This window comes from Streptomyces sp. Q2, from assembly GCF_056820935.1.
In genome coordinates this window covers 110,940-124,520 of the sequence record NZ_JBXEJE010000031.1, presented here as the reverse complement: position 1 = coordinate 124,520, position 13,581 = coordinate 110,940, and the positions used below count along the sequence as shown (strand labels likewise).

The 13,581-nt window shown below is 70.5% G+C and carries 16 protein-coding genes; 7 read left to right on the top strand and 9 right to left on the bottom strand.

What is annotated here, in order from left to right; translation table 11 throughout:
- The coding region (locus tag ACWBNA_RS31680) for an FUSC family protein (protein ID WP_482707943.1) at window positions 1–778 on the top strand (778 nt) is incomplete at its 5' end.
- A 113-nt stretch (window positions 779–891) separates the two neighbouring features.
- A complete protein-coding gene (locus ACWBNA_RS31675; RefSeq protein ID WP_482707942.1) occupies window positions 892–1,809 on the top strand; it encodes a LysR family transcriptional regulator in 918 nt (305 codons plus the stop codon).
- Window positions 1,810–1,818: 9 nt separating this feature from the next.
- Here the strand turns inward: ACWBNA_RS31675 and ACWBNA_RS31670 are convergent, their stop codons facing one another.
- From ACWBNA_RS31670 to ACWBNA_RS31660, 3 genes are all read right to left on the bottom strand, one after another.
- Window positions 1,819–2,301 carry a hypothetical protein gene (locus ACWBNA_RS31670; protein ID WP_482707941.1) on the bottom strand — a complete coding sequence of 161 codons (483 nt, stop codon included), beginning with the start codon at window positions 2,299–2,301 and terminating at the stop codon, window positions 1,819–1,821.
- 395 nt (window positions 2,302–2,696) lie between these two features.
- Entirely contained in the window at window positions 2,697–3,065 is a 369-nt protein-coding gene (locus ACWBNA_RS31665; protein WP_482707940.1) for an ArsR/SmtB family transcription factor, read from the bottom strand.
- Complete coding sequence (locus ACWBNA_RS31660; protein WP_482707939.1) at window positions 3,062–3,508, bottom strand: SRPBCC family protein; 447 nt, start codon at window positions 3,506–3,508, stop codon at window positions 3,062–3,064. Before ACWBNA_RS31660 ends, ACWBNA_RS31665 begins: the two co-directional genes overlap by 4 nt.
- Before the next feature lie 409 nt (window positions 3,509–3,917).
- Here ACWBNA_RS31660 and ACWBNA_RS31655 point away from each other — a divergent pair, with 409 nt between their 5' ends.
- Window positions 3,918–4,856, top strand: coding sequence for a TauD/TfdA dioxygenase family protein (locus ACWBNA_RS31655; RefSeq protein ID WP_482707938.1), 939 nt, complete (start codon window positions 3,918–3,920; stop codon window positions 4,854–4,856).
- Between the two features lie 130 nt (window positions 4,857–4,986).
- Here ACWBNA_RS31655 and ACWBNA_RS31650 read toward each other — a convergent pair whose 3' ends face one another.
- Window positions 4,987–6,132, bottom strand: a complete 1,146-nt coding sequence (locus ACWBNA_RS31650; protein ID WP_482707937.1) for a glycoside hydrolase family 76 protein — start codon at window positions 6,130–6,132, stop codon at window positions 4,987–4,989.
- 144 nt (window positions 6,133–6,276) lie between these two features.
- On the opposite strand from ACWBNA_RS31650, the gene ACWBNA_RS31645 reads away from it, so the two are divergent.
- Window positions 6,277–7,038 (top strand): DeoR/GlpR family DNA-binding transcription regulator, encoded by a 762-nt coding sequence (locus ACWBNA_RS31645; RefSeq protein WP_482707936.1) that lies wholly within the window; start codon window positions 6,277–6,279, stop codon window positions 7,036–7,038.
- Window positions 7,039–7,269: 231 nt separating this feature from the next.
- Window positions 7,270–7,656 (top strand): ATP-binding protein, encoded by a 387-nt coding sequence (locus ACWBNA_RS31640; RefSeq protein ID WP_482707935.1) that lies wholly within the window; start codon window positions 7,270–7,272, stop codon window positions 7,654–7,656.
- 162 nt (window positions 7,657–7,818) lie between these two features.
- On the opposite strand, the gene ACWBNA_RS31635 is transcribed toward ACWBNA_RS31640, so the two are convergent.
- Window positions 7,819–8,493 carry a lytic polysaccharide monooxygenase auxiliary activity family 9 protein gene (locus ACWBNA_RS31635; protein WP_482707934.1) on the bottom strand — a complete coding sequence of 225 codons (675 nt, stop codon included), beginning with the start codon at window positions 8,491–8,493 and terminating at the stop codon, window positions 7,819–7,821.
- A 305-nt stretch (window positions 8,494–8,798) separates the two neighbouring features.
- On the opposite strand from ACWBNA_RS31635, the gene ACWBNA_RS31630 reads away from it, so the two are divergent.
- A complete protein-coding gene (locus ACWBNA_RS31630) occupies window positions 8,799–9,350 on the top strand; it encodes a tellurite resistance TerB family protein (RefSeq protein WP_482707933.1) in 552 nt (183 codons plus the stop codon).
- Window positions 9,351–9,426: 76 nt separating this feature from the next.
- On the opposite strand, the gene ACWBNA_RS31625 is transcribed toward ACWBNA_RS31630, so the two are convergent.
- Window positions 9,427–10,335, bottom strand: a complete 909-nt coding sequence (locus ACWBNA_RS31625; RefSeq protein WP_482707932.1) for an SMP-30/gluconolactonase/LRE family protein — start codon at window positions 10,333–10,335, stop codon at window positions 9,427–9,429.
- Window positions 10,336–10,420: 85 nt separating this feature from the next.
- Between ACWBNA_RS31625 and ACWBNA_RS31620 the strand changes: the two genes are divergently transcribed.
- Window positions 10,421–10,879 carry an Lrp/AsnC family transcriptional regulator gene (locus ACWBNA_RS31620; RefSeq protein ID WP_482707952.1) on the top strand — a complete coding sequence of 153 codons (459 nt, stop codon included), beginning with the start codon at window positions 10,421–10,423 and terminating at the stop codon, window positions 10,877–10,879.
- A 345-nt stretch (window positions 10,880–11,224) separates the two neighbouring features.
- On the opposite strand, the gene ACWBNA_RS31615 is transcribed toward ACWBNA_RS31620, so the two are convergent.
- The 3 genes from ACWBNA_RS31615 to ACWBNA_RS31605 are packed head-to-tail and all read right to left on the bottom strand — an operon-like array spanning window position 11,225 to window position 13,532.
- On the bottom strand, window positions 11,225–12,091 hold the full coding sequence (locus ACWBNA_RS31615) for a branched-chain amino acid ABC transporter permease (protein WP_482707931.1): 867 nt from the start codon (window positions 12,089–12,091) through the stop codon (window positions 11,225–11,227).
- Complete coding sequence (locus ACWBNA_RS31610; protein WP_482707929.1) at window positions 12,088–12,810, bottom strand: ABC transporter ATP-binding protein; 723 nt, start codon at window positions 12,808–12,810, stop codon at window positions 12,088–12,090. Before ACWBNA_RS31610 ends, ACWBNA_RS31615 begins: the two co-directional genes overlap by 4 nt.
- Complete coding sequence (locus ACWBNA_RS31605) at window positions 12,807–13,532, bottom strand: ABC transporter ATP-binding protein (RefSeq protein ID WP_482707928.1); 726 nt, start codon at window positions 13,530–13,532, stop codon at window positions 12,807–12,809. The genes ACWBNA_RS31610 and ACWBNA_RS31605 overlap by 4 nt, the downstream gene beginning before the upstream one ends.
- Window positions 13,533–13,581 lie beyond the last annotated feature (49 nt).

The window sequence follows — 13,581 nt, the reverse complement described above, 5'->3', positions numbered from 1 at the left end:
AGCCGGCGCCGCCGATCCGGCGCTGCGCCTGCCGGCGCACTCGTGGCCCGGGCCGGCGGCGCGCCTGCGCTACGTCACGCTGCTGACCGGCTGCGTGCTCGCCGCCCATCTGCTCGCCGAGGCGCTGCACGGCCCCCGCGGTTACTGGCTCCCCATGACGGTGGCCTTCGTCTACAAGCCCGACTTCGGCCCGGTCTTCACCCGGGCACTGCACCGCTGCGTCGGCACGGTCGTCGGCGTGGCCGCCATCGGGGCGGTGTCCCTGGCGGCGCCCGGCGCCTACACCGTGATCGGCGTCGTGGCCGTCTTCGGTGCGCTGATGGCCGTCGGCGTGCGGCATCACTACGCGCTCGCCACGCTGGGTCTGACCGCGGTCGTGTTCGTGCTTCTCGATCTGCTCGGCGACGACCGGCCGCTGTACGGCACGCGCATTCTGGACACCGCTCTGGCCTCCGCGCTGGTGCTCGTCGCGCACTTCGCGGTGTGGCCCGACTCCGCGGCGCACCGGGCCGAGGCGCAGACCGAGGCGGCCGTCGCCGCCGCCCGCCGCTACCGCGACGTCGCCCCGGAATCGGGCCCGGTCCAGCGGCAGTCGCTGCGCCGTGCGGCGTACCACCAGCTGGCCGACGCGCGGCGGGCCGTGGCCCAAGCCCGCGGCGAACCGGCCCGCCCCGGCCGGTCACCTGCCGATCTGGAGGCCGTGATCACGGCGGCGGAGCGGCTCTGCGACGAGGTGACCGCACAGGCGGTGGCGGGCACGGCGGCCACGAACCGCTAGGCAAGCCGGAACGGTCGGCACGGGCGGGCGGGTTGCCTCCCGCCCGTGCGGTCGGTGATCCATGCCGGTGCGGCCCGGATTCTTGCTGACCCATAAACGGGGAGAATGGCCGGATGGACCTTGAGGTACTGCGCTCCTTCCAGGCCGTGGCAGAGGGAACGACGGTGACGGACGCCGCGGCCGACGCCCGCATCACCCAGCCCGCCCTGTCACGGGCCCTGAACCGGCTCGAGGACGAGGTCGGCGCCGAACTCCTCCAACGCGTCGGGCGCGTCCTGCGTCTCACCCCTGCCGGTCGGGTGTTCAAGGAGTACGTCGACGCGGTGCTCGCCGGCTACGACCGGGGCCGGCGGGCCGTGGCCGAGATGGTCGACCCCGACGGGGGTGTGGTGTCGCTGGCCTTTCTCCACACGCTGGGCACCTGGCTGGTTCCCCGGCTGGTCACGGAATTCCGGCAGGCCCTCCCGCAGGCCCAGTTCGAACTGCACCAGGACGGCGAGAACGGACTGACCCGTCACCTCCTCGACGCCACCGCGGACCTGATCATCACCAGCAGCGAGCCCGCGCACCCGCTGATCACATGGCGGCGTCTCCTGGTGGAGCCACTACGGCTGGCCGTTCCCGCCGGTCACCGCCTGGCCAGGCGCCGCCGGGCCCGCCTGGCCGAGGTGGCCGAGGAGCGGTTCATCCTTCTCAAGGCCGGATACGGGCTGCGCGACATCGCCGAGACGCTCTGCCGCGACGCCGGCTTCACCCCGCTCGTCGGCTTCGAGGGCGAGGAGGTGGAGACCTTGCGCGGCCTGGTCGCCGCGGGCCTCGGCGTGTCCCTGATCCCCTCGTCCCCGGACGTCACGGCGACCGCGGACTCCCCGATCCGCTACCTGGAGATCACCGACGTACGCGGCGCCCGGGACATCGGGATCGCCTGGCTGAACTCCCGCGCCCTGCCGCCGATCGCCCAGCGCTTCATCGACCACGCACTGAACTCGTCCGGCGTGTCAGGGACTTCGCGGGCGACCGAAGCGGACTGACCGCCTTGCTCAGGTGCGCTCGGGGACGGCGACGCGAAGGTCCAGGAGCTGTTGGGTATGCCCTGGCACGTGGTCCGTGGCGAGGCCGTCGATGAGGGCCGCGAGGGGAATCGGCTGGTCCAGCACGAGCGCCCCGTTGGACAGGAGGAGCGACGGCACCAGAACCGAGGCGGCTTTCTCGTTGAGCTGATCGGCGATGTCGCACAGGAGGGCGGCCTGGCTTCGGACGTGGCCGATCAGGTCCGCCCTCCCCGTGTGCTCGGCGATGATCCGGTCGAGATTCCATGGGTCGAGGCAGATCCGGTTGTCGAAGGTGGGGCGCGAGCCGGCGACGACGCCGAGAGCGACCGCCGCGGTCGCGGCGTCGACGCTGAGGAGATGGGCCAGTACCTGGTCCGCGTTCCATCCCCCGTCCGCCGCGTCGCCGAGCCCGGCGTCGGCCGCCACGTCGAGCAGTCCGGCGTAGGCACTGCGCAGTGGTGTCGTGTCCATGGCCTGCTCCTTACGGCCGGGCCCTGCAGAGCGCGGGTCCGTCAGTCGGGTTTTGCCGAGTGCGGGTCCCGTCAGTCGGGTCCCGTGGTGCGTCCCATCAGTCGGGTTTCGCCGAGCGCGGGTCCTGTCGAGCGAAGGTCCCGTGGGTCGGGGCCTGCCGAGCGCAGGTCCCGTCGGTTGGGGCCTGCCGAGCGAAGGTCCCGTCGGTCGGGGCCTGCCGAGCGCAGATCCCGTCGGTCGGGGCCCGCCGAGCGCAGATCCCGTCGGTCGGGGCCCGCCGAGCGAAGGTCCCGTCAATCAGGCCCCGTCGTGCATACCGTCAGTCGGGTCCCGCCGAGCGCAGGCCCCGTAAGCCAGGCCCCGCCGAACGCAGGCCCCGCCGAGCCCTCGTCCCGTCAGCCAGGCCCCGCCGAGCCCGCGTCTCGTTCCGCCGCCTCGGCGACGCGTTTGATGTTCGCCAGGCGCCGGTCCCAGTCGGCCGCGAGCGAGGCCATCCACCGCGCCGTCGCGTCCAGCGCCGCGGGCCGGACCGCGTAGCGCACCTCGCGTCCCACCCGGCTGCCGGACACCAGGCCGGCGGCGTCCAGGACGGCGAGGTGCTTGACCACTGCCTGCCGTGAGACGGGGAGGGGTTCGGCGAGCGTCGTCGCGGTGGCCTCGCCCCGCGCGGCGAGCAGGTCGAGCAGTTGGCGTCGGGTCGGGTCGGCGAGTGCGGCGAGAACGCTGTCGACCGCCTCGCCGGTGTCGCGCTGCTCCGGTGTCACGCGGAGGGCTGTTCGGCGCGCGACTTGAGCGCGTCCAGCTCCAGCGGCCAGCCCTGCGTGTGGTCCTTCAGGTTCTGGCTGCGCAGCTCCGCGGACCCGGCCAGTGCCTCGAAGCCGCTCTCCACGACGCGAAGCCGCGTCCCGTCGCCTTCCGGGGTCAGCGTGAACTCGACGAGGGTGCTGTTGTCCTCGCGCAGTTCCTCTCCGGGGAACGCGCTGGTCCAGCGGTACGCCAGGTACGTCGGCGGCTCGACCTTCTCCACGCGCACCGGGAAGTCCCCGTGCTCGGCGTTCTTCGCCACCATCGATTCGCCTTCCTTCGCCACGGTGCCGGGCAGGCTCGCCTTGTCGGCCACCCAGAACCCGGGCTGGGCCACCAGCGACCAGACCCGCTCCAGGGGTGCCGCGATCAGGGTTTCGCGTTCGATCCGGTCCTCGCTCATGAGCGAACTCCTTCATTTCCGTCATCGGCTGTGCAACTCCAGAGTTGCACGTCGAGTCGGAAGGTGCAACCCGCGGGTTGCACCGCGCCCCAACGCCCCGTTGACAGCGCACAACACCACTCACACAATCGTCGCCATGACCGGACACTGGTTCGACACGACGGGGCTGCCGCGCGTCCCGGATCGGACCGGGTGCGAGCGCTCAGGCCGCTAGCGGGCTGCCGCCGAGCCGTGTGCTCGCCGCGTGCGGCAGCCCGGGCCGGGCCGGTCATCTTCCTTCCTCATGCTCCGGATGACTGCCGGTACAGGTCCGCACTGCGTCACGGACTTCTCCGTTCGCGACGCGAGTCCACGCGCCTCGGGGCACCTGCCGTCCGCCGCGCGGAACGCGTACGAGGAGAGGGATTCGATGACTGCCGTGAACACCGGACCGCAGCCCACGCTGCGCGAGGCGCGCGTACCCGAGGACGGGATGTACGAGGGTGCGCGTGTGCTGCGCCGACTGCCCGAGGGAGGGGAAGAGCGCCCCTACGAGCGTTTCGAGCTCGTGCCACAGGGATGCACGATCGGGGCCGAGATCCAGGGCCTCAGCCTCGCCCGGCCGTTGGGGGACGAGGTGCGCGAGGAGCTGAACCGCGCGCTGCTGGAGTGGAAGGTGCTCTTCTTCCGCGGCCGGCGGCTGACCTCCGCGCAACTGCGTGACTTCGCCCGGCAGTGGGGGGCCTTGGAAACCAACCCGCTGCTCGCCCAGGGGTCGAGCGAGGAGGTCGTCCGCTTCGACAAAGGCGGTGGCGCCACGCCCACGTTCGAGAACGTCTGGCACGCCGACGTGACCTTCCGGGAGCGGCCGGCGCTCGGCGCCGTGCTCCAGTTGCACGAGGTGCCGCCGTTCGGCGGGGACACCATGTGGGCGGACATGGCCGCCGCCTACGACAACCTGCCGCAGGAGGTGAAGGACCGCGTCGACGGCGCCACCGCCGTGCACGACTTCATCCCCGGCTTCGCCCGCTTCTATCCTCCGGAGCGACTCATACCGCTCCAGTCCGTCTTTCCGCCGGTGGAACACCCGGTGGTGCGCACCCACCCGGAGACGGGACGGCGGCTGCTCTTCGTCAACACCTCGTTCACCACCCGGATCACCGGCATGGAACGCGAGGAGAGCGACCGGTTGCTGCGCTTCCTCACGCAGCAGGCCCACGTACCGGAGTACCAGGTGCGCTTCCGGTGGCAGCCCGGCGACATCGCGTTCTGGGACAACCGGGCAACCCAGCACTACGCGGTGAACGACTACGCGCCGCACCGGCGGGTCGCGGAACGGGTCGCCATCGCGGGCGACCGCCCGTATTGAGGCCCATGCCGCAGGGCCGGTCGCGCGTTTCCGGAACGCCGAACTGCCGCCGCGCTGCAGCTGATTGACCGCACAAGGGAGCCGCGCGGCACCACACGGGCCGCGCGGCTCACCCCTGCCAGGATTCGAGTCAGAGGACAGAGACGAGCAGCGACACGGCGGACTCCTGCCTGCCGATGCTCGCCTGGTCGAAGGGACCGGCCCAGCTCATCCCGTACTGATCGGAGCCGTTGCGAGCGTACTGGTAGGCGGAGCGGGCCTGGGTGAGAAGGTAGCTCCGGTAGGGGCGGCCCGGCAGCAGGGCGTCGAGTTCGCCGAGATTGCGGGCGAAGATCCCCTTGAACGCCGTCCCGTCGGACCCGCAGGTGTGGGTCGCCTCGCACGGCTCCGTCAGGATCCCCTTGGGCGACAGCAGGGGGCTGCCGATCACGGCGTCGGTGATCTTCCGTGCGTCCCTGAGCAGTCCCCGGTCGCCGGTGGCCCGGTACAGCTCGGCGAGTCCGCCGAGCACGACTCCCTGGTTGTACGTCCAGGTGATGCCACCGTTGTTGGCGCAGCCGCCGCCCTGGGTGTTCAGACCGTCGTTGACCAGGTTGTCGCCGTTGATCATGCTGCTGTTTTTGAGCCACTTCCATGCGGTGAGCGCGCGCGACAGGTAGACGGTGTCGCCGGGGATCCGGTTGTGCAGGGCCGCCGCGAGCTTGATGTACAGCTCGACGCTGATGGCGTTCTTGTAGGTCGCGGCCGGGATGTCCCACCAGATGCCGCCGCCGCAGACGTCGTCCCAGTACTTGTACATGTACGCCTCGTCGAGCTTCGCGATCTCCAGGTACCGCTGATCGCGCGTCAGGTCGTACACGCTGGTCATGGAGAGGCCCCACCAGCCGGTGTCGTCCGTGGAGTCGGCCCGGAACTCGCCGCCGCCCTCCGGCCACCAGGGCAGGGGCTTGCGCTGTTGCTCGATGGTGTGGTCGATCTGCCGCAGGTACGTCCTGGACCGGGTCTTCGCCGTGTAGTCGAGCAGTGCCTGGAGCGCGTTGCCCGACTGCCACCACGGCGCTTGCGGATCCCAGCGGCCGGTGTCCTCGTCGTAGAACCCCATCATCGCCTCGACGGCCGCAGTGGCCCTGTCGCGCGCGTTCACTGCTGCTCCCGGTGCACTCGACGTGCTCGGCGTACTCGCCTGCGCGGGCAGCGCACCCGCCACCAGCACCAGCGTCGCACCCAGGGCGAACGCCGCCACCGAGGCCCTGGCTCTTCGCAACTGTCGCACCATCCCAGACGCTCCTAAGGAGTAGGGGGACAAGCGGACGCTGCTCAACTATGAGCGTGCAGGCCATGTCATGACAAGAGTCGGTCAGTAACAAGCCTGTGCCCCGGACTCGATGACCGAAGTCAGTCATCCGGGTAGGCTCTCTCCGTGACTTCGAGCAACCGACACGCACGGATCGTCGAGACCGTCCGCTCGACCGGAGTGGCCTCCGTGCGGGACCTGGCGGAGCGTCTCCAGGTCAGCGAGTCGACGATCCGCCGGGACCTGAAGCTGCTGGACCGGAACGGCGAGTTGATCCGCACCTACGGAGGCGCGGCGCCGTCCCTGCGCGCACCGGCCGACGAGGAACCCTTCGACGTCTCGGCGTCCCACGACGGGTCCATGAAGGAGGCCATGGCCGAGCGCGCCGCGGCGCTCGTGCCGGACGAGAGCGTGATCGTGCTGGACATCGGTACCAGCACCCAGCGGATCGCCCGCCGGCTGAAGGGCCGGCCCGTCACCGTCATCACCAGCAACCTGGCCGTGGTGGACGAACTGCGGGACGACGAGGCGGTCCGGCTGATCCTGCTGGGCGGGGTCCTGCGCCGCAACTACCAGTCCTTCGTCGGCTCGCTGACCGAGACGGCACTGCGTCAGGTCAGCGCCGACCTGGTGATGCTCAGCTGCACAGGCGTCCGCGCCAACGGACACGTCGTGGACGACATGGCCGTCGAGGCGCCGATCAAGCAGGCCATGATCGAGGCGGCCGACCGGGTCGTCCTGGTCGCGTCCGAGGCGAAGTTCCCGGGCACGGGCTCGCTGCGCATCTGTTCGCTCGCTGATGTCGACGTCGTGATCACGACGGGCGGCGCCGATCCGGACACCCTTGACCTCTGCCGACGGGCGGGGGGCGAGGTCGTCATCGTGTGACCGTCGCCGGTCGCGCGGCATGCGGGGCGCACCCATCGGAGCGGGCGCTGTCGACTCGCCCGACGGCCTTCGGGTTGCCGATCACCGGCACGGGGCATCAGGAGTGGGCAGGACCAGCCGCGCAAGACATGCCGCGGCGCCGGCGAGCGGCCAAGGCCGCGGGGGTGCCGGGTGGCCCAGGAGGGGAAGTGATCCGCCATGCGTACGCATCGGCGTACCCATCGGCGTTCCGTGCGAGTGGAGTATCTGCTGCCCGACAGTGCCGAGTCGGCCGGAAGGGCGCGGAAGCTGACCTCCGCGTTCCTCACGCGCTCCCGCCCCCGGATGGCACGGGTGGACGCCGGGCAGATCGACGACGCGACACTGATCGTGTCCGAGTTGGTCGCCAACGCCACCCTGCACGGCCGCGGCGCCTGCCGCCTGCGCCTGCAGGTGTCCGACGAGCGGGTGACCGTCGAGGTCTACGACGACAACCCGGAGCCGCCCCGCGTGCGGCCGTTGACCGACTGGGGCGAAAGCGGGCGAGGACTGGCCATGGTCCGGTACCTGGCCCAAGGTTTCGACGTTGCCCCCGTCCGCGGGGGCGGCAAGATGGTGCGCGCGGTCCTGGCGATCTGAACCACGCCGAGATACCGCCCACCGCTGCTCCGCGATCCGCTTTGCCGTCCGGGCCTCCGGGCCTCCGGGCCTCCGGGCCTCCGGGCCTCCGGGGAGGCTACGGCCCCCCGCCGGCGCGGTGTCTCCGGCGGGAGCCCGTAGCGGGCGACAACCCTGCTGAGGTCAACGGAAGTTGACGTCGCTGCACAGGAAGTACGTCTGGTCCATGTGCGAGGCCTGCCAGATCGCGTAGACGACGTGGCGGCCGCTGAGACCCGAGGTACTCACGTCGATCGAGTAGTTCTGGCTGGGCGCGTACTTGCCTGTCCGGGCGACGAGTTGCAGGTCGCTCCAGGTCAACGGCTGGGTGGTGGGGTCGAAGCCCTGCCGGGTGACGTAGACCAGGAAGTAGTCGGCGCCGTGGCTGGCCTGGTCGTACAGCTGCACGGTGAAGTCACTGCCGACGACATCTGTCGTCTTCCATGCGCCCACGGTGTCCAGGGAGTTGTAACGGCCGCCCTCGGTCCGGCCGCCGCTGCACAGCTGGCCGTCGGGGACGACCGCCTGGAAGTCACCGGCGGAGCCGTTGCGGTACAGGCCGTTCCAGTTCCACATGGCGTTCGGGTTGTCCTGCCATGCCTGCCAGCACATGGGGTCTTCCTGCGCCATGGCCGGGTTCTGGAAGTCACTGCCCCAGCGGAGCCAGCAGCCGTAGTTGCGGGACGCCGGGTCGACGACCGAGCCGTGGGCGAGCGCCGTGCCGCTCCAGGGGATCAGGCAGAGCAGCACCGCGGCGAGCATGCTCAGGGAGAGCGTCAGACGTGCAGCGGCTTTCCTGTCGCGATCATGACAATTCATGATCTCCCTCTTTCCGAGTGGGGGGATGTGTGGAGTGTGTTGTGCGGGATGTGTTGCGCGGTGGCGCGAGTGGGAGCGCTCCCACAATGGTCAGGCTGCGCGCGGGGAGGCGAAGCCGCAACACCGGATTGCGCCACCTTCCCGCCCTGCCTGGCGCGTTCGCCTCGTTGGGCAACACGGTTCCCCGCATTCGCGCGAGGGTCGGCCGACGATGGAACTTCAAGGAGGTGTGAGGAGTTGGCAGGAGGAGCCGCGGAACGCGCGCGGACGACCGGAACGACACGGGCGAAGCAGAGGTAGTACAGATGGCGATGTGGGATCGGCTCAAGGACCAGGCCAAGGGTCTGCAGCAGCAGGCGCAGGGGACGCGGGGCGCCGGCGGACACGGGCGGTCGGGTGCAGGGTCCTCCGGGGGATCGAAAGCGCAGCTGGTGAACACGCTCAAGTCCCAGCTCACCTCCCTCAAGACCGAGCTGAAGAGCGGCGCCTATCGAGACGCCAGCATGGCCATGTGCGCCCTGGTCGCCGCCGCCGACGGGCATGTCGACCCGGCCGAGCGGCAGCATGTGGAGTCGCTGATCCTGAACAACGACGTGCTGCAGAACTTCCCGTCCGAGCAGCTGCGGCAGCGCTTCAACAAGCACGTCGACCAGCTGGCGCTCAACTTCCCGCAGGGCAAGGCCGAGGCACTGCAGGAGGTCGCCAAGGCGGCGAAGAAGCCGACGGAGGCCAGGGCGGTCATCCAGACCGGCTTCGTCGTCGCGGGTGCGGACGGATACGTCGCGCCGGCCGAGGAGCAGATCCTGCGTGAGGCGTGTTCGGCACTCGGCCTGTCCCCCCAGGAGTTCGGCCTCTGACGGGCACGGTCGACGAGCCGGCCGATCGCCGCGGGTTGGCCGTCCAGCCGCTCGCCGCATGCGGGAAGGCGACGGCCTACAGGCGTGGCGCCCCGGTCACCGACATCATCAGCGAGTAGAGGGAGGTGGTGGCCGTGATGAACAGGCGGTTGTTTTTCCGGCCGCCGAAGGCGATGTTGGAGACCGTCTCGGGCAGGCGCAGCCGGCCGATGAGGGTGCCGTCGGGGTCGTAGCAGTGGACGCCGTCGTCCAGGGCGGCGGCCCACAGCCGGCCCTCGTCGTCGAAGCGGATGTTGTCGAAGTGGACGTCCCCACGGCCCTCGGCGAAGACCCTCCCGTCGGAGAGCGTGTCGTCCTCGCGGATGTCGAACACGTGGATCCGGGCGGCACGCGAGTCGGAGACGTACAGCTGCTTCTCGTCGAGGGACAGGATGACGCCGTTCGGGCCGGCGAACCCGTCGGCGGCGAGGTGCACTTCCTGTGTGGCGGGGTCGATGCGGTACACGTTGCACGCCCCGATCTCGGACTCGGCTCGGTGGCCCTCGTAGTCGCTGGTGATGCCGAAGTCCGGGTCGGAGAACCAGATGGTGCCGTCGGAGCGGACGACGGAGTCGTTGGGGCTGTTGAGCCGCTTGCCGTCGTAGCGATCGGCGAGGACGGTCACCGTTCCGTCGGGCTCGGTGCGGGTGACGCGGCGGTTGCCCTGCTCGCAGGTGACCAGGCGGCCCCGCGGGTCGAGGGTGTTGCCGTTGCTGTGGCCGGCCGGGGTGCGGAAGACACCCACCGTGCCGGTGGGCTCGTCCCAGCGCAGGATGCGGTCGTTCGGGATGTCGCTCCAGATCAGCTGGCGCCATGCGGGGAGGTACAGCGGACCCTCGGCCCAGCGGCAGCCGTCGTACAGGACCTCCAGCCTGCTGTCGCCGTTCGCGCAGCCTCCGGTGCGGAAACGCTCGTCCAGAGTCTCGTACAGGCCGTCGGCGCGCATGGCATCCTCCCAGCAGGATTGATCAGGATGTCGTTCAACGTAACACCCCTGATGCCGAACCATATATGGTCGACATATGAAATCAGTGGATGCCATCGATCGTCAGCTGATCGCGTTGCTCCAGCGGGACGCCACCCGGCCGTACGCCGTACTGGGCAAGGCGGTCGGCCTGTCGGCGGGTGCCGCACACGAGCGGGTGCGCAAGCTGCGCGAACAGGGGGTCATCCGGGCCACGACGGTCGACGTCGATCCCGCGGCGCTCGACCGCGGGGTCCTGGCCTTCGTGCTCGTCGACTCGACGTCGTGGATGGGTGACCGGGCCGCGGACTTCGCCGCCGTCCCGGAGATCCAGGAGGCGCATGTCATCGCGGGCAGCGCTGCCGTCCTGGTGAAGGTGCGCACGGCGACCACCGAGCGGCTCCAGGACGTGCTGCGTCGCCTTTACGCCATCGACGGGGTCAGCGGGACACAGGCGACGGTGGTTCTGGAGACCTTCTTCGAAAGGCCGTTGGACGCCGGTCAGTACTCCAGTGCGGTTTCGTGATCTACCCAGTGGGTTCGCTGGTGGTCCGNCGGCGACCACCGAGCGGCTCCAGGACGTGCTGCGTCGCCTTTACGCCATCGACGGGGTCAGCGGGACACAGGCGACGGTGGTTCTGGAGACCTTCTTCGAAAGGCCGTTGGACGCCGGTCAGTACTCCAGTGCGGTTTCGTGATCTACCCAGTGGGTTCGCTGGTGGTCCGTCGTCGGTAGTGGCTGCGCCGGGCTGTTGCCTGGTGGCGTCTGCGCCAGTGTGACCACTGCAGCAGCCTGACCGCGGCCACGGCCGGTGAGTTGAAGACGGCGGTGAGCAGGTGGCGGATTTCCGGGACGGTCAGCGTGATCGGATCACGGCTGCGGGCAAGGTGGTGGGTGCCGGCGGGCCGATCGAGGGCCACGTCGGCGGTCAGGGCGGTCGAGCAACGGCAGGTCGGGCGAGATCTGGGCGCCGACGGACTGCGCGATGCCCAGCACCATGCCGCCGGCGAGGGTGCCCCACAGCGAGCCGAGGCCGCCGATGATGACGACTTCGAAGGCGAACAGGACGTTGAGCTGGCCCTCGTACGGGGTCACTCCGCCCTGCCGCATGGTGTAGAGGGTGCCGGCCAGGGCGACGGTGGCGAAGGCGATGACGCTGGTGAGGGCATAGACCTTGCGGTTGTCGACGCCCATCAGTCGGACGACGGCGCGGTCGTCGGCGGTGGCCCGGACGATGCGGCCGGACTGGGTGCGGTGGAGGAAGAGGTGCAGCGTGGCCAGGACGGCGACCGCCGCCACGACGGTGATCAGCGGGAACCAGCCGATGGCCAGGTCGCTGCCGACGCGGATGCTCGCGGTGCCGAGCGAGCCGATGCCGAGCGGCTTGGTGTCGTTGCTGAAGAGCTGGACAAGTACGTTGGGGATGATCACGGAGATGCCGAAGGTGACCATCAGGGGCGCGAACTCGCTGAGCCCCATGGCCCGGTCGAGCAGTGTCCGCTGGACGAGGTAGCCGAGGCCGCCGACGGCCGCCATCGAGACCAGCACGGTGAGCGCGACGGGGATGTGCAGGCTGACGGCGGCCACCGAGGCCACGTAGCCGCCGAGGATCATCAGGTCGCCGTGGGCGAGGTTGGCGACCCGCATCACCCCGAAGATCAGGGACAGGCCCGCTGCGGCCATGGCGAAGACGCCGCCGAGCAGCATGCCCTGTGCGATGGCGTTGAGCCACGTCATGGGGACGTCACCTCCAGTGTGCCGAAGTAGGCGGCCGTGACCTGCTCACGGGTCAGGTCGGCGGCCGGGGCGGTCAGGACGACGCGGCCCTCCAGGACGCAGGCGATGCGGTCGGCGACCGCGAAGGTGCGGGTCAGGTCCTGCTCCACGAGGACGACGGTGGTGCCCTCGGTGCGGATGCCGGGAAGCGCCGTGTAGAGCTGCTCGACGACCAGCGGCGCGAGGCCGAGCGACAGCTCGTCGAGCAGCAGCAGGCGGGGGTTGCCCATCAGGGCGCGGCCGATGGCGACGGCCTGCTGCTCGCCTCCGGAGAGGCGGGCGGCCTTGCGGGTGCGGCGGTCGGCGACGAGCGGCATCATCTCGTACACCTTCTTCAGGTCCCACGGGCCTTTGCGGCCGGTGGCGGCGCCGACCCGGAGGTTCTCCTCGACGGTGAGGGACGGGAAGAGCCGCCGCCCCTCGGGGACGAGGCAGATGCCCTTGCGGGAACGGTGGATGTCGGGGAGGGCGGTGACGTCCTCGCCGTCGAAGCGGACGGTTCCGCTGAAGGGCTTGAGGGCCCCGGCGACGGTCCGCAGCAGGGTGGACTTGCCGGCGCCGTTGGCGCCGACAAGGGCGAGGAGTTCGCCTTCGGCGACGTCGAGAGTGATGCCGAAGAGAGCCTGGAAGTCCCCGTATCCGGCATCGATCGCATCAAGGTGCAGCAGTGGGCCGCTCATGCTGTCGTACCTCCCAGGTAGACCTCGGCGACCTCGGGGCTGGCGAGGACCTCGTGCGGGTCGCCGTCGACGCGGATGCGGCCGTACGCGAGGCAGACCAGCCGGTCCACGACCTGGACCAGGGCCTTGACGACGTGCTCGATCCACAGGATGGTCACGCCGGCCTCCTTCAGCGACAGGACGGTGCCGACCAGTTCGTCGGCCTCGCTCTCGGTGAGGCCGCCTGCGATCTCGTCGAGCAGGAGCAGCTCGGGGGCGGTGGCCAGGGCGCGGGCCAGCTCCAGGCGCTTGCGGCCGAGCAGCGGCAGGCCGCCGGCCGGCTTGTTGGCGACCGGGAGCATGCCGGTGGACTCCAGCGCGGTGAGGGCCTGTTCGCGGGCGTGGGCCCCGCGCAGCCCGGCCCCGCGTTGGGCGCCGACCAGGACGTTCTCGAAGACCGTCAGATCCCCGAACCGGCGGGGGATCTGGAAGGACCGGCCGACCCCGAGCCGGCACCGCTGGGCGGCGGAGGCGCGGGTGACGTCGCGGCCCCCGAGCCGCACGGTGCCCCGGGTGACGGGCTCGACGCCCGAGATGGCGCTCAGCAGCGTCGACTTGCCGGCCCCGTTCGGGCCGACGATGCCGACGGACTGGCCACGCGGGACCGCCAGCTCAACGTCCTCCAGGACGTTGAGGGCCCCGAAGCTGACGGCCAGGAGCCGTTTCGGCCGGACTCCTGGCAAGACGCGCCCGTTCCGCATGTGAAGGTGGTGGCCGCGGCGCATCCGGCGC

Bases quoted from the DNA above. Each gene is read 5' to 3' on its own strand.
- ACWBNA_RS31675 (WP_482707942.1), top strand. From the start codon at position 892: ATGGACCTTGAGGTACTGCGCTCCTTCCAGGCCGTGGCAGAGGGAACG.
- ACWBNA_RS31670 (WP_482707941.1), bottom strand. From the start codon at position 2,301: ATGGACACGACACCACTGCGCAGTGCCTACGCCGGACTGCTCGACGTG.
- ACWBNA_RS31660 (WP_482707939.1), bottom strand. From the start codon at position 3,508: ATGAGCGAGGACCGGATCGAACGCGAAACCCTGATCGCGGCACCCCTG.
- ACWBNA_RS31655 (WP_482707938.1), top strand. From the start codon at position 3,918: ATGACTGCCGTGAACACCGGACCGCAGCCCACGCTGCGCGAGGCGCGC.
- ACWBNA_RS31650 (WP_482707937.1), bottom strand. From the start codon at position 6,132: ATGGTGCGACAGTTGCGAAGAGCCAGGGCCTCGGTGGCGGCGTTCGCC.
- ACWBNA_RS31635 (WP_482707934.1), bottom strand. From the start codon at position 8,493: ATGAATTGTCATGATCGCGACAGGAAAGCCGCTGCACGTCTGACGCTC.
- ACWBNA_RS31630 (WP_482707933.1), top strand. From the start codon at position 8,799: ATGGCGATGTGGGATCGGCTCAAGGACCAGGCCAAGGGTCTGCAGCAG.
- ACWBNA_RS31625 (WP_482707932.1), bottom strand. From the start codon at position 10,335: ATGCGCGCCGACGGCCTGTACGAGACTCTGGACGAGCGTTTCCGCACC.
- ACWBNA_RS31615 (WP_482707931.1), bottom strand. From the start codon at position 12,091: ATGACGTGGCTCAACGCCATCGCACAGGGCATGCTGCTCGGCGGCGTC.
- ACWBNA_RS31610 (WP_482707929.1), bottom strand. From the start codon at position 12,810: ATGAGCGGCCCACTGCTGCACCTTGATGCGATCGATGCCGGATACGGG.